This window comes from Bradyrhizobium sp. USDA 4454 (assembly GCF_054822705.1).
In genome coordinates this window covers 1,911,089-1,935,213 of the sequence record NZ_JBTRCN010000001.1, presented here as the reverse complement: position 1 = coordinate 1,935,213, position 24,125 = coordinate 1,911,089, and the positions used below count along the sequence as shown (strand labels likewise).

Sequence of the window (24,125 nt, the reverse complement as noted above, 5' to 3'; positions counted from 1 at the left end):
CAACTAAACCCTTTCCTGACTGGTGGTGCGGCGCTTGAACAAATCCTGGAACACCGGGAAGATCTCGCCGCGCTCGCTCACCTTGCGCATCGACAGCGGCGCGCCTTCGTTGCGCAGACGCTCATAGAGCGTCCAGAGCGAGGAATCCGGCATGTCGAAGGTGTAGTTGGCGGCCTCGCCGACCTCGAGATAGGCGAAGAACTGGCAGACCGGCAGGATCTTGTCGGTCAGGAGATGCCCCGTCATTCCGCTGTCGGAGGTCATGTTGTCGCCGTCCGACGCCTGCGCCGCGTAAATGTTCCAGTCGGCGGGGCGGAAGCGGGTGCGGACGATGTCGTTCATCGCGACCAGCGCGCTCGACACCAGCGTGCCGCCGGAGGCCGGCCCGTGGAAGAACGTATCCTCGTCGACCTCTTCGGCGCGGTCGGTGTGCCGGATGAACACGATCTCGACATGCTTGTAGCGCCGCTTCAGGAACACGTAGAGCAGCATGTAGAACCGCTTCGCCAGATCCTTCATGTGCTCGGACATCGAGCCGGAGACGTCCATCAGGCAGAACATCACGGCCTGCGCCACCGGCTTCGGCACCGTCTCGAAGCGGCGGTAGCGGATGTCGATCGGATCGATGAACGGGATCCGCTTGGCCTTGGCCTTCAACGCTTCGAGCAGCGCCAGAAGTTCGCGGCGGCGCGCCTCGTCGTCGCACTCGGCAAGCTCCGCCTCGAGCGCCTCGATCTCGTCCTTGCGCGGTCGGCGCAGCGCCACGCGTCGTGCCAGCGCGCGGCTCACCGTGCGGCTGATCGAGATGTTGGCGGGCGAGCCCGAGGTCGCGTAACCGGCGCGCTGGATGCCCTCGCTCTCGGTTTCCGCGAGCTTGCGCTTGGCGAGGTCGGGCAGTTCGAGGTCGTCGAGGAAAAGGTCGACGAATTCCTCCCGGCTGAGCACGAAGCGGAAGGCGTCCTCGCTGTCGCCCTCGCCCGCGCCAGAGCCCTTGGCGCCGCTCTGGTTCGGGCGCTGCAACCAGTCGCCCTCGACGAACTTCTTGTTGCCGGGCAGCACCATGTCACGGGTGCCGCCTTCGCGCCGGAACCGCGGCTCATCCATCCCGTCCAGCGGAATAGTCACCTCGCCGCCCTCCAGGACATCCTTGATGTCCCGATCCTGAGACGACTTCTTGACGGCCCCCTGCACCAGCGCCTTGGCGCGCCGCAGGAAGCGCTGCCGGTTCTCCAGGCTCTTGCTACCCGGATTCAACCGCCGATCGACGATGTGCATGACCACTTTGCATCTGCCTCGCGCCGGATGCGATCAGAGTCGCATCGCATTCTTGCTTGGAAGGAACGGAAAGCCGGTTGATACCGGCTGTCCGGATCGTGCATCAGCCGGCCTGCTTCACCCGCATGTACCACTCGACGAGCCGGCGGACCTGGCGCTCGGTATAGCCGCGCTCCACCATCCGCTCGACGAACTCGCCATGCTTCTTCTCGGTCTCGCCGTCCTTCTTGGAACCGAACGAGATCACCGGGAGCAGATCCTCAACCTGCGAGAATATCCGCTTCTCGATCACGTCGCGAACCTTTTCGTAGGAGGTCCAGCTCGGGTTCTTGCCGCCATTATGCGCCCGCGAACGCAGCGAGAACTTGACGACCTCGTTGCGGAAGTCCTTCGGGTTGGCGATGCCGGCCGGCTTCTCGATCTTGGTCAGCTCCTGGTTCAGGAGTTCCCGGTTCATCAGCTGGCCGGTGTCGGGATCCTTGAAGTCCTGATCCTCGATCCAGGCGTCGGCGTAGTCGACATAGCGGTCGAACAGGTTCTGGCCGTAGTCGGCATAGGATTCCAGATAGGCCTTCTGGATCTCGTTGCCGATGAACTCGGCATAGCGCGGCGCAAGGTCGGCCTTGATGAATTCGAGATAGCGCTTCTCGGTCTCGTCAGGCAGCTGCTCGCGGCGGATCGCCATCTCCAGCACATACATCAGGTGCACCGCGTCGGCGCCGACCTCGGTGGTGTCGTGGTTGAAGGTCGAGGCCAGCACCTTGAAGGCAAAACGGGTGGAGACGCCGTCCATGCCCTCGTCGACGCCGGCAGCGTCCTTGTACTCCTGCACGCTGCGCGCCTTCGGATCGGATTCCTTCAGGCTCTCGCCGTCATAGACCCGCATCTTGGCGAACAGCGTCGAGTTCTCGTGCTTGCGCAGGCGCGACATCACCGAGAAGCGGGCCAGCGTCTCGAGCGTGGCCGGCGCGCAGGGTGCTGCGGCGAGCTCGGAGCCCTGGATCAGCTTCTCGTAGATCTTCTGCTCCTCGGTCACCCGCAGGCAGTACGGGACCTTGATGACACAGATACGGTCGATGAAGGCCTCGTTGTTCTTGTTGGTCTTGAAGCTCTGCCACTCAGCTTCGTTGGAGTGCGCGAGGATGATGCCGGTGAACGGGATCGCGCCGATGTTCTCGGTGCCGATGTAGTTGCCCTCCTGCGTCGCGGTCAGCAGCGGGTGCAGCATCTTGATCGGCGCCTTGAACATCTCGACGAACTCGAGCACGCCCTGGTTGGCGCGGTTGAGGCCGCCGGAATAGCTGTAGGCGTCGGGATCGTTCTGGGCATAGGTCTCGAGCTTGCGGATGTCGACCTTGCCGACGAGCGAGGAGATGTCCTGGTTGTTCTCGTCACCGGGCTCGGTCTTGGCGACCGCGATCTGGCGCAGACGGGACGGCTGGATGCGCGCGACGCGGAATTGCGAGATGTCGCCGCCGAAGGCCTCGAGCCGCTTGTAGGCCCAGGGCGACATCAGCCCGCTCAGCCGGCGGCGCGGAATGCCGTACTTCTCCTCGATCATCGGCCCGAGCTGCTCGGGATCGAACAGCCCGAGCGGGCTCTCGAACACCGGCGACAGCTCGTCACCCGCCTTCAGCACGTAGATCGGGTGGACTTCCATCAACGCCTTGATGCGCTCGGCGAGCGACGACTTGCCGCCGCCGACCGGTCCGAGCAGATAGAGGATCTGCTTGCGCTCTTCGAGGCCCTGCGCGGCGTGGCGGAAGAAGCCGACCAGGCGCTCGATCGTGTCCTCCATGCCGTAGAAGCCGGAGAAGGCCGGATACGACCTGATCGTACGGTTCAAAAAGATACGGCCAAGGCGTGGGTCCTTGGCCGTGTCGATCATCTGGGGCTCACCGATAGCCGCTAGTAACCGCTCGGCCGCATTGGCGTATCGCATCGGATCACTTCGACACGACTCCAAATACTCGGCCATCGACATGTCGGTCTGGCTTCGCGCTTCGAACGACCTTGCGAAGGCGTTGAACAAAGAATCGTTGTACATGATCCCTCTCTCCACGATATGTATCGCCGCACGACTGACACGAGTCGTAACAAGAGCGTCCTAGGATCGAATCAGCGTCGGCACGCTGGGTCTATTGGACACTCGACGGACTCAGTTCGGCAATGCACGGCGCGTGCAGCCTCTGCCTTATCAACAGGCAGGAAGCTTAATGGTTCATCAATATCCCCCATTGGTACCCTGTTTTTGACGTTTGTAACCCCTCCGCCACATCCGTGGTTTAACGGGGCCCAAGCCTCCGAACAGGCTTCCGAAGCGGACATCCGACCGAGGCGACTTCCCCGTCCGAAATGAACGTTGGGCTTCCCTGAAAACGTGTGACCGTCCAGCCTTGGCGTCAAGATGCGCGCGTCACAGATTCGGATGAACAAACATTCAGAAGCCATTGAACGCGCCTTCTTCTCGCCTCGACTAAGGCAACGAGCCCGCGCAGTTCCGCGCGGCACCATTGCCGCGCTGTAGAGATGACACCTTGGAGGCGCGGCATATTCCCAAGGCCGATCATGCAGCGAACGTTCCTAGTTGTCGCACTCGCAGCCGCCGCCTGTGCCGGCGTGTCGTCAGCCGTCCAGGCGCAGGAGGAGGTCGACAAGGCGGTCGACAAGGGCTTGGCAGCCGCCTTCGACAACAGGATGTTCGCCGGCCCGCCGGGCGGGAAAGCCTATGCCTGCTTCGTGCGGCGATACGATGCAAATCATCTCGCGCAGCATCCGAAGCAGAAGGTCAGCGCGATGAAGCTTCTGGTCGAGGCCGAAGACGCACCGGAGGACAAGACCACCAACTATTCGTTCCGCCTTGGTGTCAGCTACCGCCACCGCTCCGGCAATTTCGACTCCAGCGGCTACTGTAACCACGCGCTCGCGACCGAATCCGGACAGGACATCCACTTCGAATGCGGCGTGGATTGCGAGGGCGGCGGCATCAGCGTGGCGTTGTCGAAGGACGACAAATCCGCGATCGCACGCCTCGCCAGCATCCGGATGTGGAATCGCAACAAGCCCGACGATGACGCGAGCGAGGAGCTGCTCGCCGGCGCCGACGACAAGGTCTTTTGCCTCGATCGCGCGGACTCGCGCGAATGCGCCGAACTTGTGACTGACCGCAAGGAACTCGCAGCACTCCGCCACAAGTGATAGGCTCGCCCGTCAACAACAATTGCACGAGGGACCGCCATGCACCGACGCAGCATCCTGTGGGGCACGCTCTCGGCGCTCGGTGCCGCCTTCGCGGCGTCACGGGTGCAGGCCGCCACCGAGGCAGCACCGCAGAAGCTGAAGGTGGTCTACCACCTCAACGACCTCGACAAGGTCAGTTTCGTGATCGGCAACATCCAGAACCATCTCGACGGCGCCGGCGGCCCCGGCAATGTGACGATCGCGCTGGTGGTGCACGGCCAGGCGCTGAAGGCGTTTCATGCGTCCGGAGCCAGCCCCGACCTTTCGAAGCGCATCGGGCGGTTCAGGAAGGACGGGATCGAGCTCGCCGCCTGCGGCAACACCATGAAATCGCAGAACATCGGCCTTGGCGACCTGCTCCCCGGCTTCGTTGCCGCCGAGCGCGACGGCGTGGTCCGCCGCCTCGCCGAGCTGCAATCCCAAGGCTACCTCTACCTGCGGCCATGACGTTCGCTCGCACACCGCGACGCGTCATAAAAATGTGCTGAGTTCAGGGTCTGCTCGGACCGCGTCCGAGGGGATCGAACTGTTGTGAATGGTGTTATCCCTTGGGAATGCTGATAGTCCGCCCGGGCCCCCAGCCATGTTGACAATCCCCCTCCGCCCCCGAAAGCTGCCCGGGAACCCAAAAATCGACCCTCGATCGAACGAGAACAGGCACCCATGAACCCCGTCAAAGCACTCGAAAATCACGGCCAGGCCGTCTGGCTGGACTTCCTCGCCCGCGGCTTCGTGGCCAAGGGCGACCTGAAGCGGCTGATCGAGACCGACGGCGTCAAAGGCGTGACGTCCAACCCCTCGATCTTTGAGAAGGCGATCGGCACCTCGGACGAGTATGACGGGGCGATCGGCCAGGCGCTGAAGAAGGGCGACCGCGCGGTTGCCGACCTGTTCGAGCATCTCGCCGTCGAGGACATCCAACACGCCGCCGACGTGCTGCGCCCGGTCTATGACCAGAGCCATGGCGGCGACGGCTTCGTCAGCCTCGAAGTGTCGCCCTATCTGGCGATGGACACCAAGGGCACGATCGCCGAGGCCGAGCGGCTCTGGAAGGACGTCCACCGCAAGAACCTGATGGTCAAGGTGCCGGCGACGGCGGAAGGATTGCCGGCGATCGAATATCTGATCGGCGAAGGCATCAGCATCAACATCACGCTCTTGTTCTCGCAGGAGGTCTATCGCCAGGTCGCGGAGGCCTATCTGAAGGGCCTGGAGAAATACGTCGCCAAGGGCGGCGATCCCTCCCATGTCGCAAGCGTCGCGAGCTTCTTCGTCAGCCGCATCGACTCCGCCGTCGACAAGCAGCTCGACGAGAAGATCGCCAAGGCCAACGATCCCTCCGAGAAGGAGCGCCTCGCCGCGCTCAAGGGCAAGGTGGCGATCGCAAATGCAAAACTCGCCTATCAGGACTACAAGCGCCTGTTCTCGGGCCCGCGCTGGGACAAGCTCACCGCCAAGGGCGCCAAGCCGCAGCGGCTGCTGTGGGCGTCGACCGGCACCAAGAACAAGGATTACAGCGACGTGCTCTATGTCGAGGAGCTGATCGGCCCCGACACCGTCAACACCGTGCCGCCGGCCACCCTCGATGCCTTCCGCGATCACGGCAAGGTCCGCGACAGCCTCGAGGAGAACGTCGCGGACGCCCGCCACGTGCTGGAGGAGCTGGAGAAGTCCGGCATCTCGCTCGACGCGATCACCGAGGAGCTGGTCAAGGACGGCGTCAAGCTGTTCGCCGACGCTGCGGACAAGCTGTACGGCGCAGTGGCCTACAAGCGCGCCACCTCGCTCGGCGGCGGCATCGACCAGCAGAAGCTGGCGCTCGGCGCCACCATCGCGAAGGCGGTCGAGAACAGCACCGAGGAATGGCGTACCTCGGCCAAGATCCGCCGGCTCTGGCACAAGGACAAGTCGGTCTGGACCGGCGACGACGAGGACAAATGGCTGGGCTGGCTGACCAGCGCCGCCTCCGCCGACGTCGCCGACTACGAGGATTTCGCCAGGCGCGTGAAGGGCCAGAACTTCACCGACGCCGTGGTGCTCGGCATGGGCGGCTCGAGCCTCGGGCCGGAGGTCTTGGCGCAGACCTTCCCGCACAGATCCGGCTTCCCGCGGCTGCACGTGCTCGACTCCACCGATCCGGCGCAGGTACGCGCGATGGAGGAATATGTCGACATCGCCAAGACGCTGTTCATCGTCTCCTCCAAGTCCGGCGGCACCACCGAGCCGAACGTGATGAAGGACTATTTCTTCGACCGGGTGGCCAAAGCGATCGGCAAGGACAAGGCCGGCCATCGCTTCATCGCGGTGACCGATCCGGGCTCGTCGCTGCAGAAGGTCGCGATCAAGCAGGGCTTTGCCCGCATCTTCTACGGCGACCCTGCGATCGGTGGCCGCTATTCCGTGCTGTCGCCGTTCGGCCTGGTGCCGGCGGCCGCCGCGGGCATCGACGTCCGCAGCCTGCTCGGCCATACCCTTGCGATGGTGCGCTCCTGCGGCGCCGACGTACCGCCGCAGGAAAACCCGGGCGTCCAGCTCGGGCTGGCGATGGGCATCGCAGGGCTGGAAGGCCGCGACAAGGTGACGATCTTCGCCTCGCCCGACGTCGCCGATTTCGGCGCCTGGGCCGAGCAGCTGATCGCGGAATCGACCGGCAAGGACGGCAAGGGCCTGATCCCGATCGAGGGCGAGACGCTCGGCGATCCCGGTGTCTATGGCAACGACCGCTTCTTCATCGACCTTCGCACCGAAGGCGAGACCGACGCCGCGCATGAGGCCAGGCTCGCCGCACTCGAGGCCGCCGGCCATCCGGTGGTCCGGATCGTGATGAAGTCGATCGACCATATCGGCCAGGAGTTCTTCCGCTTCGAGATCGCGACCGCGGTGGCGGGCTCGATCCTCGGCATCAACCCATTCAACCAGCCCGACGTCGAGGCCGCCAAGATCAAGACCCGCGAGCTGACGGCGGCGTTCGAGAAGGCCGGGTCGTTGCCGGCCGAAGAACCGGTGGTGTCGGCCGACGGGGTCGAGCTCTACACCGATGCGCAGAACGCCGAGGAGCTGCGTAAGGCCGGCGCCAATGGCGATCTCAATTCCTGGGTCAAAGCCCACCTCTCGCGCTCCGGCCGCGGCGACTACGTCGCGCTGCTCGCCTATATCGAGCGCGATGGTGACACCATCGACGCCATGCAGGCGATGCGGCTGAAGGTCCGCGATGCAAAACATCTTGCGACCTGCGCCGAATTCGGCCCGCGCTTCCTGCACTCGACCGGACAGGCCTACAAGGGAGGCCCCGACAGCGGCGTGTTCCTCCAGGTCACGACCGACGACACAAAGGACCTGGCGGTGCCCGGCCAGAAGGCGAGCTTCGGCGTGATCAAGGCGGCGCAGGCGCGCGGCGATTTCGACGTGCTCACCGAGCGCGGCCGCCGGGCGCTGCGCGTGCACCTCAAGGGTGACCTCACCTCCGGGCTCGCGGCGCTCGATGCCGCGATCTCGGCTGCACTGAACTGACGGAGGCCACGATGCAACTCGGCATGATCGGCCTCGGGCGGATGGGCGGCAACATCGTCCGCCGCCTGATAAGCAACGGCCACACCGCCGTGGTCTACGACAAGGACCCCAAGGCGGTCGCCGCTCTGGTCGCCGACAATGCCACTGGCGCCTCGTCGCTGGAGGATTTCGTGCTCAAGCTGGAGGCGCCGCGCACCGCCTGGGTGATGCTGCCGGCCGGGCAAGATCACCGAATCCACCATCGAGGCGCTCGCGAAGCTGATGCAGCCCGGCGACGTCATCATCGACGGCGGCAACACCTTCTGGCAGGACGACGTCCGCCGCGGCAAGGCGCTCAGGGAGCGCGGGCTGCATTACGTCGATGTCGGCACCAGCGGCGGCATCTGGGGCATCGAGCGCGGCTATTGCATGATGATCGGCGGCGAGAAGGGCGTCGTCGACCGGCTCGACCCGATCTTCAAGACGCTGGCGCCCGGCATCGGCGACATCCCGCGCACCCAGGGCCGCGACGGCCGCGATCCGCGCATCGAACACGGCTACATCCACGCCGGTCCAGTTGGCGCCGGGCATTTCGTCAAGATGATCCACAACGGCATCGAATACGGCCTGATGCAGGCCTATGCCGAAGGCTTCGACATCCTGAAGAATGCCAATATCGACGCACTGCCGCCGGACCACCGCTTCGATCTCGACATCGCCGACATCGCCGAAGTCTGGCGGCGCGGCAGCGTGATCCCGTCCTGGCTGCTCGACCTCACGGCGTCGGCGCTGGCGCAGAACCTCACCCTCGACAATTACTCCGGCTTTGTCGAGGATTCCGGCGAAGGCCGCTGGACCGTCAATGCCGCGGTCGACGAGGCGGTCCCGGCCGAGGTGCTGACGGCCGCGCTCTACACCCGCTTCCGCTCGCGCAAGGATCATACCTTTGCCGAGAAGATCCTCTCGGCGATGCGCGCAGGTTTCGGCGGCCACAAGGAGCCGCCGAAGAAAGCTTGAAGAGGTCACGTGCAGAAGAAACCCGATCCTTGTTCCTTCATCATCTTCGGCGCCACCGGTGACCTGACACACCGGCTGGTCATCCCGGCACTCTACAATCTCGCCGCCGGCAACCTGCTGCCCGACAAATTCTGCGTCGTCGGTATCGCCCGCAAGGGCATGTCGAGCGACCAGATGAAGGACAGCCTGCTGCAGGGACTACGCAAGTTCGCGACCCGTCCGGTGGACGAGGCGGTCGTCACGCGCCTGTTCGAATGCGTCACGGCGATCGAGGCCGATCCGAGCGATCCCCCCTCCTTCGATACCATGAACGAAAGGCTCGACAAGCTCGAGCAAGCGCGCGGCACCGGCGGCAATCGGCTGTTCTATCTCGCGACCCCGCCGAGCGCCTTCCTGCCGATCAGTGAGCAGCTCGGGCGCACCGGCATGCTGGAAGAGAACGGCGCCTGGCGGCGGCTGATCATCGAAAAGCCGTTCGGCACCGATTTGCCTTCGGCCAGGGCGCTCAATGCCGCGCTGCTGAAGCTGATGGACGAGCACCAGATCTACCGGATCGACCATTACCTCGGCAAGGAAACCGTGCAGAACATTTTGGTGCTGCGCTTCGCCAACGGCATGTTCGAGCCGATCTGGAATCGCAATCATATCGACCACGTCCAGATCACCGTCGACGAGAAGCTCGGCGTCGGTCATCGCGGCAGCTTCTATGACGCCACCGGCGCGCTGCGCGACATGGTGCCGAACCATTTGTTCCAGTTGCTGTCGCTGGTGACGATGGAGCCGCCGGCACGGTTCGACGCCCATGCGGTGCGCTCGGAAAAGGCCGAGGTGCTGAGCGCGATCCAGCTCCAGAGCGAGCAGGAGGCGTTGTCCAACTCGGTGCGCGGCCAGTATCGCGCCGGCCGAATCGGCGACATCGAGATCGAGGACTATCTGAAGACACCGGATGTCAGGCCCGACAGCTCGACCGAGACCTATGCCGCGCTGAAGCTGACCATCGACAATTGGCGCTGGGCCGGCGTGCCGTTCTATCTGCGCACCGGCAAGGCGCTGGCCACCAAGCGCACCGAGATCGCCATCAAGTTCAAGCAGGCGCCCTTCGCGATGTTCCGCGATACGGCTGTCGACCGCCTGTCGCAGAACTACATGGTCATCTCAACCGAGCCGACCGAAGGCATCGAGCTGCAGTTCAACACCAAGGTGCCGGGCCCGACCATCAACATCGACGGCGTCGAGATGAAGTTCCGCTACAAGGACTACTTCAAGGCCGAGCCGTCGACCGGTTACGAGACGCTGATCTATGACTGCATGATCGGCGACAATCTGCTGTTCCAGCGCGCCGACAGCGTGGAGGCCGGATGGCAGGCGGTGCAGCCCTTCCTCGACGCCTGGAAAAGCGCCGGCGGGCGCGGCCTGCAGCCCTACAAGGCCGGCACCGAAGGCCCGGAGGCGGCCAACGCGCTGCTGACCCGCGACGGCCGCAGCTGGCGGAAGCTGGGCTGAGATGACCGCGAGCGGCGAGCGCAGGATCATCACGGTCGCCGATCCGGCGGCCCTGGCGAAGGCGGCCGCCGAGCGGGTGATCGCGCGGATCGACGAGAACCCAGGCCGGATCGCGATCTGCCTCACCGGCGGCTCCAGCCCCAAGGCGCTCTACCAGCTGCTGGCGACGCCGGACTATCGCGCGCGGATTCCGTGGGACCGCATCGACTGGTTCATCGGCGACGAGCGCCTCGTCCCGCGCAAGGACAAGCTGCACAATATGAGCATGGCGCGGCAGGCATTCCTCGACCGCTGCGCGCTGGCGGCGAATGTGCATCCGATCGCAACCGATACCGCCGATCTCAGGGATCCCGACGTCAGCGCGGCGCTGTACGAGAACGAGCTGATGGCGTTCTACGGCGCCGAGCAGCTCGATCCGACGCGGCCGCTGTTCGACCTGGTGCTGATGGGTATCGGGCCCGACGGCCACACCGCCTCGCTGTTTCCGGGTTATCCAGCCGTCGAGGAAACCCTTCGCTGGGTGGTCGGGGTGCCCAAGGCCAATGTCGAGCCGTTCGTGCCGCGCATCTCCTTGACCCTGCCCGCCCTTGCCTCCTGCCGCGAGATGCTGTTCGAGGTATCTGGCGAAAGCAAGCGCGCGATCTTGACGCGCCTGTTCGCAGGCGAGAACCTGCCGGCAAACCGCGCGCGATCGCTGGGCGAGACCGTCTGGCTGATCGATCAGGCTGCGCTGCCGGAGGATTTTCGTGGATGATTTTGCTGGGTGATTGTCTTGGGTGACAGGCAAAACCCCTGCGCCCTGGTCGTGATGGGCGTATCCGGCTCGGGCAAGAGCACCATCGCCGACCGGCTCGCGATCCGGATCGGCTGGCGCTTCGAGGACGGCGACAGCTTCCATCCGCCGAGCAATGTCGCGAAGATGCATTCCGGACAGCCGCTCACCGACGAGGACCGCTGGCCCTGGCTGCGCGCGATTGCCGCCGAGATCGACCGTACCTGCGGCGTCCGCGAGCGCGCCGTGATCGCCTGCTCGGCGCTGAAGCGCAGCTATCGCGACATCCTGGTGCATGGCCGCGACGATATCCGCATCGTCTTCCTCGACGGCACGCAGGAGCTGATCGCGACGAGGCTGGCCGCGCGCAAGGACCATTTCATGCCGCCGGGCCTGCTCGCCAGCCAGTTCAAGACGCTGGAGCCGCCGACGGCGGACGAACGTCCGATCACGGTCGCGATCGACCGTTCGGTCGACACCATTGTCGAAGACATCGTCAATCAACTGAAGCTGGACCGCCCATGACCCGTATCGCGACCCGCATCGCCCTTGTCGTATCCGATGTCGACGGCACGCTGCTCACCAAGGACAAGACCCTGACCGACGGTGCCAGGATGGCGGTGCGCAGGCTGCATGAGGCCGGCATCGGCTTCACCATCGTCTCCAGCCGGCCGACCATCGGGATGGGCTTCCTGGTCGCGCCGCTCGCGATCACCCAGCCGATCGGCGCATTCAACGGCTCGTCGATCGTCGATCCGCAATTGAAGCCGCTCGAGCAGCATGTGATCCCTCCGGCCGTGGCCAAGCGCTGCATCGATATGCTCCGCGAGCGCGGCGTCGACATCTGGCTGTTCACCAACGACCGCTGGCTGACGCGCAATCCCGATGGCGAGTACACCGCCCACGAGCAGCGCACCATCAAGCATGATCCGACCATCGTCGACGATTTCACGCCCTATCTCGACCAGGCCTGCAAGATCGTCGGCGCGAGCTCGGACGCGGCGCTGCTGCAGCGCTGCGAGGCTGACATGCAGCAGATGGTCGGCCGTGATGCGACAGCGGTGCGCTCTCAGACCTACTATCTCGACGTCACCCCGCCCGGCCACGACAAGGGCACCTTCGTCGAAGGCATCGCGAAACGCCTCGGCGTTCCGCTCGAGAACGTCGCCACGATCGGCGACATGCAAAACGACCTGCCGATGTTCGCGCGCAGCGGCGTCTCGTTTGCGATGGGCAATGCCAGCGATGACGTGAAGGCGCGCGCCACGCATGTCACCGAGACCAACGAGCACGACGGTTTTGCGCGCGCGATGGACGTCGTGCTGACGACAGGTCGCTAAAGCGCGATGGGATTGGGTTGAGCGTTCACCTCTCCCAGTTGGGGAGAGGTGTCGACGCCGCTCCAGCTCAGTGTAATCTCTTGAGGTTTCACACCACCATCAGCTCGAGCGCTGCACCGCGGGCTTCTCGGCAGTGGCCCTGGCGGCGCTGAGATTGTGCGCGGTGTTGATCAGCGCGATATGGGTCAGCGCCTGCGGGAAGTTGCCGGTCTGGCGGCCGGCACCGGAGTCGAACTCCTCCGCCAGCAGCCCGAGATCGTTGGCGACCGCCACCACGCGGTCGAACATGGTCTGCGCCCTATCGAGATCTCCCGCCAGCACATGGGCGTCGGCGAGCCACAGGCTGCAGGCCAGGAACGCGCCCTCGATCGGCTGTTTTTCATCCGACACCTCGCGCGGATCGTGCCGCAGCACGAAGCCGTCGCGCATCATGTGGCGCTCGACCGCCGCGATCGTGGCGCGGATGCGCGGATCGTCGGGCGGCAGGAAGCCGACCGACGCCAACAGCAGCAGGCTGGCATCGAGCAGCTTCGAGCCATAGCTCTCGACGAAGCTGTTGAGGTCAGGATCGAAGCCGCGTCGGCAGACGTCGCGATGGATGGCCTCGCGCAGCACCCGCCACTTCACCAGCGGCGCCTTGAAGCCGAACCGCTCCGCGCTCTTGATCGCGCGGTCGAAGGCAACCCAGCACATCACCTTGGAGAACACGTAGTGCCTGGGAACGCCGCGCCGCTCCCAGATGCCGTGATCCGGCTTGTCCCAGACATCGGCGAGATGATTGACGACGGTGCATTCCAGCGACCAGTTCTCCTCGTCGAGCTTGAGCTTGGCCATGCGGGACTGGTGAAAGGCGTCGATCAGCTCGCCATAGACGTCGAGCTGAAGCTGCGCATGCGCGGCATTGCCGACGCGGACCGGCGTCGCGCCCTCGTAGCCGGGCAGCCATCCCGCCTCCCATTCCAGCAAGCGGCGCTGCCCCAGGATGCCGTACATGATCTGCATGTTGGCCGGCGCGCCGGCCGCAGCCCGCAGCAGCCAGTTGTGCCAGGCCGCCGCTTCCTCGGTGTAGCCCGAATTCATCAGCGCCAGCAGCGTGAAGGTGGCGTCGCGCAGCCAGCAGAACCGGTAGTCCCAGTTGCGCGCGCCGCCGAGCTTTTCCGGCAGTGACGTGGTCGGTGCCGCGACGATGCCGCCGGTCGGCCTGAAGGTCAGCGCCTTCAGCGTGATCAGCGAACGCATCACGAGGTCGCGCTGATAGCTGCCGTCGTAAGTCGAACGGCTGCACCATTCCTTCCAGTAATCCTCGGTGTCCTTCAGCGCCGCTTCGGGATCGATCGGCTCCGGCAGCGGCTGGTAGGACGCGCCGTAGGTCAGGACGAACGGCACGGTGTCGCCCTCGCCGACCTCGAAATCGGCGATCGTGGTCAGGTCCTTGCCTGTGGTTTCGACCGGCGTGCGCAGCACGGTCATGTCCTGCCCGCTGATCGCCAACAGCCCCTCGCCGTCCGGATTCTTCTTCACCCAGGGGACATCGACGCCGAAGCCGAAGCGGATCACCAGTTCCATGTGCATCCTGACGCGGCCGCTGATCCCGCGCACCAGGCGCACCACGTCGGAGGCGCTGGCGCGCGGCGGCATGAAGTCGATCAGCACGACCACGCCGCTTGCGGTCTCGAACCGCGTCTCCAGGATCAGCGTGTCATCTCGATAGCGGCGCGAGGTCTGCTTGATCGCGTCGGCCGGCGCCAGCAGCCAGCGGCCATTCCGCGACGTGCCGAGCAGCGCCGCGAAGCAGGCATCGGAATCGAACGCCGGCCAGCACAGCCAGTCGATCGAGCCGTCGCGGCCGACCAGCGCGGCGGTCTCGCAATCGCCGATCAGTCCATAGTCTTCGATCCGGGAAGCCACGCGCCGTGCTCCGCGTTATCCTGCGTGTGACCGCTCGCGGGTTGCGCACTTCAGCGCGTCGATGTCGATGGCCGACGCGAGCTGCTCGAGCGGGACCGGGAGCCGGCGTTTCCAGTTCGGATGCTCGTAGACGGTGCCGGGGATGTTGGGCTGCTCGACAATGCCGAGCAGATCCTCCATCGACACCGCCAGCATCCGAGATCGCGTCCGCGCCATGAAACTCACCACCGAATAGAAATCGTTATGGTGGATGTCGTGTCGGTGCAGCACGTCGTCGAGCTGGCCGAGCGCGTTCCAGCGCCCCTGGTCAGTCTCGCCGGGATCAATCCCGAGCCCGCGCTTGGTCTTGAGGTCGCTGAACGAGCGCCAGCCGGCATAGGTCGAGAGGTCGTGGGTGTTGAAGGTGACCAGCGCGTTCGGCAGATAATAGTCGGCGTTGCGGAAGGCGCCCTGGTCGTCGGTCTCGAACATCATCACCAGATAGGACCAGATCCCCCAGCCGTTCATCTGCTCGCGGAATCCCGGCGGCACGGTGCCGAGATCCTCGCCGATCACGACGCAGCGGCTGGCTGTACTCTCCTGCGCGGTCGCTGCCAGCAGCGCCTCGAACGGCATCAGCACATAGGCGCCATTGGCCGGCCCGAAGCCGCGCGGCACCAGATAGAGCCGCTTCAGCCCGAAAGCGTGGTCGAGCCTGATCGCGCCAGCATGGTGCATCGAGGCGCGCAGCATCTGCCGGAACGGCTCGAACGAGCGCTGTTCGAGGCCCGCGGCGTTGAAGCCGGCCAGCCCCCAATCCTGGCCCGCGGTGTTGAGCGGATCCGGCGGCGCGCCGACGCCGAGATGGCGCGAGATCGCAGTCTGCTCATTCCAGGCGTCGAAACCATCTGACTGCACGCCGACGGCGACGTCGAGATAGAGCCCGACCCGCATGCCGAGCTTGTGTGCCAGCGCCTGGCAGGCGCCGAGCTGGCGGTCCGCGGTCCATTGCACGAATTCGACGAACTCGACCTCGGCTGCTGAATCGCGCGCCCCCCGCAATTCGGCGCAAGCCACGTCGCTGGGGTGCCGCCATTCATCCGGCCACTCCCACCACGGCCTGTTGAACTTGTGCCGCATCGTCTCGAAGCAGGCGAAGCGCGACAGCAGTGCGCCCTGCTCGTTGCGAAAAGCCTCGAAATCCTGCCGGCGGCCGGGACCGGGATTGGCCTTGAAGGCAGCGAAGGCCGCGCGCAGCGCGGGCCATTTCAGCGCCGCAACCCCGACATAGTCGACCAGGTCGTGACCACGGAGCTGCGCCAGCGCGGCCTGCATCGCGGCATCGATCCGAAATTCGGGAATCTGCGCGACGTCGATATAAAGCGGGTTGAGGAACAGTCGGCTGTTTGGCGAATACGGGCTGCAATCACCAGGCCGATCGTCGAACAGCGCATGCAGCGGATTGAGCCCGATGCCGTCGGCGCCGAGCTGCCGGGCGAATGTGAGCAGCGACTGCAGATCGGTGAAGTCGCCGATGCCCCAGTTGCGCGCGGAGCGCACGCCGTAGAGCTGCACCGCGATCACCCAGCAGCGATCGAATGTGCCGCCGAACGCGCCCTCCGGCGCCACCAGGAACGGCAGCTGCTCGCTGCCCGATGCGTCCGACAGCAGCAAGCGGTGCACGCCCTCGGGCAGGCCGGACGGCCACGCCACGTTCCGCTCATGCGCCTCGCCTTGCGCGAGCACCGCATCGCCGCTCGTGACTTTCCATTGCACCGGAAGCCGCGCCGCATCGGCGAGCTGCGTTTGCGCAGCCTGGCCCCCTCTGACGACCACGGGATCGGTGACGATCCGCCGCGGCGTCTGGGGCGGCAGCGCCGCCAGGATCGAGGCCAGCGCCTCCGGGGTTGTCACACGACGGTGACCGCTACCATCGATATACTCGGTCTGGATTCCCAGGGTCTGGGCTTTGGCGTAAAGGTCCATTCGGCACGCTGCCTGCTCGCAACGGTATTGGGATCGTTGCTAAATTGTATAGATGCGGGAAAGGGATAGTTGATGTTCAACGCTCTACCCTATCAAGCGTTCCCACCGGGAACCAATGCCCGGCGAGCGGCTTTCTATATGGGTCTGGCGCGCCTCCTTCCCGGCGTCGGGACGTCATTTGCTTATTCAATGGCGGCATCACCGTGAACAAAACTCTCCGGCCTGTCGAGAGTGCCCATGGCACTTTTCATATCACCGATGTCTACCCGTCGGTCGATGGCGGCCGCTTTCCGGTCAAGCGCATCATAGGCGAACCTGTCGAGGTGTGGGCCGACATCTACCGTGACGGACATGACGTGATTTCAGCGGCATTGGTGTGGCGGCACGACGGCGACAACGCGTGGCAGGTCGCGCCGATGTCGCAGCATAGCGACGACCGCTGGGGCGGTGTCTTCGTGCCCGACCGACCCGGCCGCTACAGTTTCGCGATCGAGACCTGGACCGACGACTTCGCCAGCTGGCGGCATCGCTTCGAGCAGAAGCAGCGCGACGGCGGCGACCACACGCTGGACGCGGTCGAAGGCGCCGGGATGCTGACCCAGGCGCAGGCCGCTGGACCTGCCGCAGCCGCCGTGATCATCAGGCAGTGCGAAATCTATCTGCAGACCGGCGAGCCGGGCGCGCTGCTGGCGCCGGAATTGCGCGACGCGATGGCCGGCAGCCAGTTCCGCCGCGATTTGATGCGCTCGCCGCTCTATCCCCTCACCGCCGACCGGCCGCGGGCGCGCAGCGGCGCCTGGTACCAGATGTTTCCGCGCAGCCAGAGCAGGACGCCGGGCCTGCATGCGACGTTCCACGATTGCATCGCGCGGCTGCCCGACATCGCCGCGATGGGTTTTGATGTCGTGCTACTGGCGCCGATCCACCCGATCGGGCGGACCCACCGCAAGGGCCGCAATAATGCCGCGATCGCGCAAGCGAACGATCCCGGCAGCCCCTACGCGATCGGCGCGGCGGAGGGCGGCCATAACGCCGTGCATCCGGAACTCGGCACCCTCGACGACTTCCGCGCTTTCGTTGCGGCCTGCCAGTCGCATGGCCTCGAGGTCGCGCTCGATTTCGCCGTGCAATGCTCGCCCGATCATCCCTGGCTGACCGAGCATCCACAGTGGTTTAAGCGGCGACCGGACGGATCGATGCGCACGGCCGAACATCCGCCGCAGCGCTGGGACGATATCGTCAATCCCGACTTCAGCTGCGACGATGCCGCCGCGCTGTGGCGCGCGCTGCGCGACGTGGTGCTGTTCTGGGTCGAGCAGGGCGTCAAGATTTTCCGGGTCGACAATCCGCACACCAAGCCGCTGGCATTCTGGGAGTGGCTGATCCGCGAGGTGCAGGACCGCGACGCGGATGTGCTGTTCCTTGCGGAAACCTTCGCGCGGCCGAAATTGATGAAGGGCCTGGCCAAGCTCGGCTTCACGCAATCCTATAGCTATTTCATCTGGCGCACCCAGCGCGTCGAGCTCGAACAGTATCTCGGCGAGTTGATCTCCTATCCCGAGCGTGACTTCTTTCGGCCGAATTTCTTCGTCAACACACCGGACATCCTGCCCTTCCATTTGCAAAGCGGCGAATCCTGGATGTTCAAGTCGCGTGTCGCGCTGGCCGCGACGCTGTCAAGCAGCTACGGCATTTACAGCGGCTTCGAGCTGCGCGAGCACACGCCGGTCCCCGGCCGCGAGGAATATCTCAACTCGGAGAAGTACGAGATCAGGGTCCGCGACTGGGACGAGCCGGGGAACATCAAGCCCTATATCGCAGCCCTCAACCGGATCAGGCGCAGCAGTCCGGCCCTGCAACAATTCGCCAATCTGCGCTTTATCAACGTCGATGACGGCGGCGTGATCGGCTTCGTCAAGGAGGCGGCCGATCAGGGCAATGTGATCGCGGCCGCGATTGCCTTGTCGGCCGAGCCGCGTGAGGTCTGGCTTCCGCTCGGTGACGTCATGGTCGGCCTTGGCGATGCCCGTCGGCCCGTCACGGAACTGGAAGACCTTGTCACCGGCGAGCGTCATGCGCTCGAATGGGGAGGCATCCGCCTGCGTCTCGATCCTGCGCGCGATCCCGCGTTGCTGCTGCGCTGCGTCGCCTGAAGGAGCCGTCATGAACGTTTTCTCCTCCGTCAATACCGAGGTGAAGATCGCGACCGAGACCGCGGACCAGCTCTGGTACAAGGACGCGATCATCTACCAGCTGCACGTCAAGGCGTTCGCCGACAGCAACAATGACGGCATCGGCGACTTCGCGGGGCTGACGGAGAAGCTCGGCTATTTGCAGGAGCTCGGCGTCACCGCGCTGTGGCTGTTGCCGTTCTACCCCTCGCCCGGCCGCGACGACGGCTACGACATCGCCGACTATGGCGACATCAATCCCGATTTCGGGACGATGAAGGACTTCAAGCGCTTCATCCAGGAAGCCAAGAAGCGCGGCCTGCGCGTCATCACCGAGCTCGTGGTCAACCATACCTCGGACCAGCACGCCTGGTTCAAGCGCGCGCGCCGCAGCCCGCCGAATTCCAGCGCGCGCAGCTGGTATGTCTGGAGCGACACCGACCAGAAATACCTCGATACGCGGATCATCTTCACCGATACGGAAAAGTCGAACTGGACCTGGGATCCGGAAGCCGGCCAGTTCTACTGGCACCGCTTCTTCTCGCACCAGCCGGACCTCAACTTCGACAATCCGCGCGTGGTACGCGCCATCGTGCAGGTGATGAAGCGCTGGCTCGACACCGGCGTCGACGGCTTCCGGCTCGACGCCATCCCCTATCTGTGCGAGCGCGACGGCACCAACAACGAGAACCTGCCGGAGACCCATGCCATCATCAAGCGGCTGCGCCAGGAACTCGACGCCTATGCCAAGGGCAAGATCCTGCTGGCCGAGGCCAATCAATGGCCCGAGGACGTGCAGGAATATTTCGGCCATGGCGACGAATGCCACATGGCCTATCATTTTCCGCTGATGCCGCGCATCTACATGGCGATCGCGCAGGAAGACCGCTTTCCGATCACCGACATCCTCAGGCAGACGCCGGACATCCCGTCGGCGTGCCAGTGGGCGCTGTTCCTGCGCAATCACGATGAGCTGACGCTGGAAATGGTCACCGACGTCGAGCGCGACTATCTGTGGTCGACCTACGCCAACGACCCGCGCGCCCGCATCAATGTCGGCATCCGCCGCCGTCTTGCACCGCTGATGGACAACGACCGGCGCAAGATCGAGCTGATGAATTCGCTGCTGCTGTCGTTCCCCGGCACGCCGATCATCTATTACGGCGACGAAATCGGGATGGGCGACAACATCTATCTCGGCGACCGCAACGGCGTGCGAACGCCGATGCAATGGTCGCCGGACCGCAACGGCGGCTTCTCGCGCGCCGACCCGGCGCGGCTCTACGCGCCGATGATCATGGACCCGGTCTACGGCTACGAGTCGGTCAACGTCGAGGCGCAGTCGCGCAGCCTGTCGTCGCTGCTATCGGCGACCAAGCGGCTGATCGCGGTGCGCAAGTCGACGCTCGCCTTCGGGCGCGGCACCATGACCTTCATCCGCCCGGAGAACCGCTCGGTTCTGGCCTATGTCAGGCAGTACCAGGGCGAAGTGATCCTGTGTGTCGCCAATCTGTCGCGCTCGGCGCAGGCAACCGAGCTCGACCTCTCCGCCTTCAAGGACCGCATCCCGCTCGAGATGCTCGGGCGCACGCGCTTCCCGGCGATCGGCGAGCTGCCCTACATGATCACGCTCGCGCCTTACGGCTTCTACTGGTTCGAGTTGCAGGAGCGCGACAAATCCGAGCCGGTGACGCCGCGCGCGGTGCCGGAATTCGAGACGCTGGTGGTGCCGCTCAATTCGACCTGGACCTCGCTGGCGCGGGAGCGCGGCGTGTTCGAGCACGACGTGCTGCCCGGCCATCTCGCCCGCACCCGCTGGTATCCGGAGCATTCCGCCAAGGCGATCCAGCCGACGCTGGTGTCGGCGATCCCGTTCTGCGACGTCGGCGACAACCGGCCCTGGCTGATCTTCTTCGAGACCACCCAGCGCGGCACCACCAGCCGCTACGTGCTGCCGATGCAGATCGAGTGGGTGCGCTTCGACCGTGAGCGCTACAATCCGCGTGCCTTCGCCGCCGTGCGCCAGGGCGCGCGCGAAGGCACGCTGCTCGACGTCGCCACCGACCAGATCTTCACCGGCCTGTTCCTGCGAAACTTGCGGGAAAGCCTCACGGTCGACGAAGGCGAGCAGGGTCTGAAGCTCGAATTCCGGCCGACCAGCCGGTTCTCCGACCGGCCGGTGCGGCAGCCGGAGCGGATTCGCGTGTTCGAGAACGATCAGCCGCATTCGACCGCGCTGGTCGACAATGAATACGTCACCAAGATCTACCGCAAGCTCGAGGTCGGCATCAATCCGGAGATCGAGATGGGCCGCTTCCTCACCGAAGTGGTCGCATTTCCGAATACGCCGGCTTTGCTCGGCACCTCCGAATTGGTCGAAGGCGACAAGCGCAGCGCCGTCGCCGTGCTGCATGCGATGGTGGTCAACCAGGGCGATCTCTGGACCGTCGCGGCCTCGCATCTCGACCGCCTCATCGAGCGGCAGCGCCTGCTGGCGGCGAGCGAGCATCCGGAGGAAAACGGCGATCAGGCCACCTGGCTGCGCCACATGGCGCATGCGGGAAAGCGCCTCGCCGAGCTGCACATCGCACTCGCCAGCAATCGCGACCTGCCCGACTTTGCGCCCGAGCCGACCAAGCCGGAGGATCTGCAGCGCTGGACCGACGAGATCATGGCCCGCGCCGAGCGCGTGTTCGACACGCTGAAGCAGCGCCGCAGCTCGCTGAAGGAGGCCGACCGGCTGCTGGCCGATCAATTGCAGGCCCAGCACGACACCCTGCCGGAGCGGCTCAAGGCGCTGCTGCCGCGCGAGACCGAAGGGCTCAACATCCGTCACCACGGCGACCTGCATCTCGGCCAGCTGCTGGTGGTCAAGGACGACGTCTTCATCATCGACTTCGACGGCGGGCCGGGCCGTACCATCGCCGAGCGACGGCGCAAGGCGCCGGCGGCGCGCGACCTCGCCGGCCTGATCCGCTCGATCGACTATGCGGCAACCGCCGCGCTGGAACGGGCGCTCAAGGTTTTCCCCGACGAGAGCGGCAGGTTGAGCCTCGCTCTGGCCGAATGGCGCGACCAGGCCGCGGACGCCCTGCTGGCGGCCTATCGCGAGACCATGGCCGGGCAGCGGCTGTGGCCCGCCGGAGCCAAGGAGGCCGACCGCCTGCTCAACTTTTTCCTGCTTGAGAAAGCCTTCTACGAGATCGAGTATGAGTTGGCCAACCGGCCGGATTGGCTGCGGGTGCCGCTAACCGGCCTGCTGAGGATTCTGGCGCAACAGCCGCATGAGGTTGCATGAGCAAACTGCCCGCCGAGGCCTATGCCATCATCGAGGGCCGTCACTCCGATCCCTTCCACTATCTCGGCCTCCATGCCGAGGGGGATCGCAATGTCGTGCGCGCCTTCCTCCCTGACGCCACCAATGTCGAGGCGATCGGCGAGCATGGCGAGACGGCACCGCTGGCCCAGATCCATGATGCCGGCCTGTTCGCGGGCCCCCTGCCGAACGGCTCGACCCGCTACCAGCTTCGCGCTCACTTCGGCGACAAGGTCGTCGAGCTGGAGGACGCCTACCGCTTTCCGCCGATCCTGAGCGATTTCGATCTCTATCTGCTCGGCGAAGGCACCCATCAGCGCGTCTATGACACGCTCGGCGCGCATCCGATGACGCTCGACGGCGTCGACGGCATCGGCTTCGTGGTGCTGGCGCCGAATGCGCGGCGGGTCAGCGTGGTCGGCGATTTCAATTTCTGGGATGGCCGCCGCCATCCGATGCGCGTGCGGGGTCCCGGCTATTGGGAGCTGTTCATTCCGCGCGCCCGCGTCGGCGATCACTACAAGTTCGAGATCATCGGACGCAACGGCCAGCATCTGCCGCTGAAGTCCGATCCGTTGGCGTTCGCCGCCGAGGTACGCCCGAAGACCGCCTCGATCGTGATCGACGAACGCAAGATTCCGCATCCGCGCCCGGCGCCCGATCGCGTCAACGCGCTGAGCTCGCCGATGTCGATCTACGAGGTCCATCTCGGCTCGTGGCGGCGCAAGGGCCGCAATGAATGGCTGACCTATCGCGAGATGGCCGAGCAGCTCCCGGCCTATGCCAGCGACATGGGCTTCACCCATATCGAATTCCTGCCGATCACCGAACACCCGTTCGACGGCTCCTGGGGCTACCAGCCGACCGGCCTGTTCGCGCCGACCAGCCGCTTCGGCTCGCCCGATGATTTCGCCGCCTTGATCGACGCTTGCCACGGCGCCGGCCTTGCCGTGCTGCTCGACTGGGTGCCCGGACATTTCCCCGACGATCCGCATGGTCTCGGCAATTTCGACGGCACCGCGCTCTATGAGCACGCCAATCCGCTGCAGGGCCGTCACCTCGACTGGGGCACCTTGATCTACAACTACGGGCGCACCGAGGTCACCAACTTCCTGGTGTCGAACGCGCTGTTCTGGCTCGATCGCTACGGCATCGATGGCTTGCGCGTCGACGCCGTCGCGTCGATGCTCTATCTCGACTACAGCCGCCCGGCCGGCGGCTGGATCCCCAACAAATATGGCGGCCGGGAGAACATCGAGGCGATCGATTTCCTGCGCCGCTTCAACACCGAGCTGTTCGCGCACTTCCCGCAGGCGACGACGGCGGCGGAAGAATCCACCGCGTGGCCGCAGGTGTCGCGTCCGGTCGAATACGGCGGGCTCGGCTTCGGCTACAAGTGGAACATGGGCTGGATGCACGACACGCTGAAATACATCGGCAAGGATCCGATTCACCGCAAATACCATCACGGCGACATCCTGTTCGGGCTGCACTACGCCTTCTCGGAGAACTTCATCCTGCCGCTGTCTCACGACGAGGTCGTGCACGGCAAGCGCTCGATTCTCGGCCGCATGCCCGGCGACGACTGGCAGCGCTTTGCCAACTTACGCGTCTATTACAGCTTCATGTTCGGCCATCCCGGCAAGAAGCTGATGTTCATGGGCTGCGAGTTCGGCCAGGAGCGCGAGTGGAATCACGACTACTCGATCGATTGGCATCTGCTGCAACAGCCGCGGCACAGCGGCATCCAGAACCTGGTCCGCGACCTCAACCGGCTCTACCGCGCGCTGCCGGCGCTGCACGAGCTCGACTGCGACCCGGCCGGCTTCGAATGGGTCATCACCGACGACGCCAACAACAATGTGTTCGCCTGGATCCGCAAGGGCAATGATGCGCGCGCCCGCTGCCTGGTGGTCGTGAACTTCTCACCCAACGTCTATCGCAACTATCGCGTCCGGGTGCCGTTCGCCGGCAAATGGCACGAGGTGTTCAACTCGGATTCCTCCCACTACGGCGGCAGCAATGTCGGCAATATCGGCGAGATGCGGGCTTCGGAAGGCGCCACGCCCGAGCTGAATCTCACCATTCCGCCGCTGGCCGCGATCTTCCTCGTACCGGAAAGCTGATTG

At 65.0% G+C, this 24,125-nt stretch carries 14 protein-coding genes and 1 pseudogene; 11 read left to right on the top strand and 4 right to left on the bottom strand.

All coding sequences use genetic code 11. The features are described from left to right. Positions 1-3 precede the first annotated feature (3 nt). Both ACVIW0_RS08685 and ACVIW0_RS08680 read right to left on the bottom strand, forming a co-directional pair. Positions 4-1,275 carry a YeaH/YhbH family protein gene (locus ACVIW0_RS08685; RefSeq protein WP_461351942.1) on the bottom strand — a complete coding sequence of 424 codons (1,272 nt, stop codon included), beginning with the start codon at positions 1,273-1,275 and terminating at the stop codon, positions 4-6. Positions 1,276-1,378: 103 nt separating this feature from the next. Next, positions 1,379-3,322 carry a PrkA family serine protein kinase gene (locus tag ACVIW0_RS08680; protein WP_461351941.1) on the bottom strand — a complete coding sequence of 648 codons (1,944 nt, stop codon included), beginning with the start codon at positions 3,320-3,322 and terminating at the stop codon, positions 1,379-1,381. Positions 3,323-3,843: 521 nt separating this feature from the next. Between ACVIW0_RS08680 and ACVIW0_RS08675 the strand changes: the two genes are divergently transcribed. The 8 genes and pseudogenes from ACVIW0_RS08675 to ACVIW0_RS08640 all read left to right on the top strand — a co-directional run bounded on the left by ACVIW0_RS08675 (position 3,844) and on the right by ACVIW0_RS08640 (position 12,636). After that, positions 3,844-4,473, top strand: a complete 630-nt coding sequence (locus ACVIW0_RS08675) for a hypothetical protein (RefSeq protein WP_461351940.1) — start codon at positions 3,844-3,846, stop codon at positions 4,471-4,473. A 39-nt stretch (positions 4,474-4,512) separates the two neighbouring features. Further along, on the top strand, positions 4,513-4,962 hold the full coding sequence (locus tag ACVIW0_RS08670; RefSeq protein WP_461351939.1) for a DsrE family protein: 450 nt from the start codon (positions 4,513-4,515) through the stop codon (positions 4,960-4,962). A gap of 216 nt (positions 4,963-5,178) precedes the next feature. Beyond that, complete coding sequence (locus ACVIW0_RS08665) at positions 5,179-8,025, top strand: bifunctional transaldolase/phosoglucose isomerase (protein ID WP_461351938.1); 2,847 nt, start codon at positions 5,179-5,181, stop codon at positions 8,023-8,025. Between the two features lie 11 nt (positions 8,026-8,036). Then, positions 8,037-9,021, top strand: a pseudogene (gnd, locus tag ACVIW0_RS08660) (phosphogluconate dehydrogenase (NAD(+)-dependent, decarboxylating)). Between the two features lie 9 nt (positions 9,022-9,030). Further along, positions 9,031-10,524 carry a glucose-6-phosphate dehydrogenase gene (gene zwf, locus ACVIW0_RS08655; protein WP_461351937.1) on the top strand — a complete coding sequence of 498 codons (1,494 nt, stop codon included), beginning with the start codon at positions 9,031-9,033 and terminating at the stop codon, positions 10,522-10,524. 1 nt (position 10,525) lies between these two features. Further along, entirely contained in the window at positions 10,526-11,278 is a 753-nt protein-coding gene (gene pgl / locus ACVIW0_RS08650) for a 6-phosphogluconolactonase (protein ID WP_461351936.1), read from the top strand. A 54-nt stretch (positions 11,279-11,332) separates the two neighbouring features. Continuing rightward, positions 11,333-11,821: a gluconokinase gene (locus ACVIW0_RS08645; RefSeq protein ID WP_461357277.1), complete on the top strand. Its 489-nt coding sequence runs from the start codon at positions 11,333-11,335 to the stop codon at positions 11,819-11,821. Beyond that, positions 11,818-12,636 (top strand): Cof-type HAD-IIB family hydrolase, encoded by an 819-nt coding sequence (locus ACVIW0_RS08640; RefSeq protein WP_461351935.1) that lies wholly within the window; start codon positions 11,818-11,820, stop codon positions 12,634-12,636. The genes ACVIW0_RS08645 and ACVIW0_RS08640 overlap by 4 nt, the downstream gene beginning before the upstream one ends. Before the next feature lie 99 nt (positions 12,637-12,735). Here the strand turns inward: ACVIW0_RS08640 and ACVIW0_RS08635 are convergent, their stop codons facing one another. Beyond that, positions 12,736-14,544 (bottom strand): glycoside hydrolase family 15 protein, encoded by a 1,809-nt coding sequence (locus ACVIW0_RS08635; protein ID WP_461351934.1) that lies wholly within the window; start codon positions 14,542-14,544, stop codon positions 12,736-12,738. Positions 14,545-14,559: 15 nt separating this feature from the next. Further along, positions 14,560-16,509, bottom strand: coding sequence for a 4-alpha-glucanotransferase (gene malQ / locus ACVIW0_RS08630; RefSeq protein ID WP_461351933.1), 1,950 nt, complete (start codon positions 16,507-16,509; stop codon positions 14,560-14,562). Positions 16,510-16,712: 203 nt separating this feature from the next. Here malQ and ACVIW0_RS08625 point away from each other — a divergent pair, with 203 nt between their 5' ends. Genes ACVIW0_RS08625 through glgB form a run of 3 tightly spaced genes read left to right on the top strand, consistent with a single transcriptional unit; the run spans position 16,713 to position 24,122 of the window. Continuing rightward, a complete protein-coding gene (locus ACVIW0_RS08625) occupies positions 16,713-18,662 on the top strand; it encodes an alpha-1,4-glucan--maltose-1-phosphate maltosyltransferase (RefSeq protein WP_461351932.1) in 1,950 nt (649 codons plus the stop codon). A 10-nt stretch (positions 18,663-18,672) separates the two neighbouring features. Further along, positions 18,673-21,978, top strand: a complete 3,306-nt coding sequence (gene treS, locus ACVIW0_RS08620) for a maltose alpha-D-glucosyltransferase (RefSeq protein ID WP_461351931.1) — start codon at positions 18,673-18,675, stop codon at positions 21,976-21,978. Further along, positions 21,975-24,122 (top strand): 1,4-alpha-glucan branching protein GlgB, encoded by a 2,148-nt coding sequence (gene glgB, locus ACVIW0_RS08615; RefSeq protein WP_461351930.1) that lies wholly within the window; start codon positions 21,975-21,977, stop codon positions 24,120-24,122. The genes treS and glgB overlap by 4 nt, the downstream gene beginning before the upstream one ends. Positions 24,123-24,125: the final 3 nt, after the last annotated feature.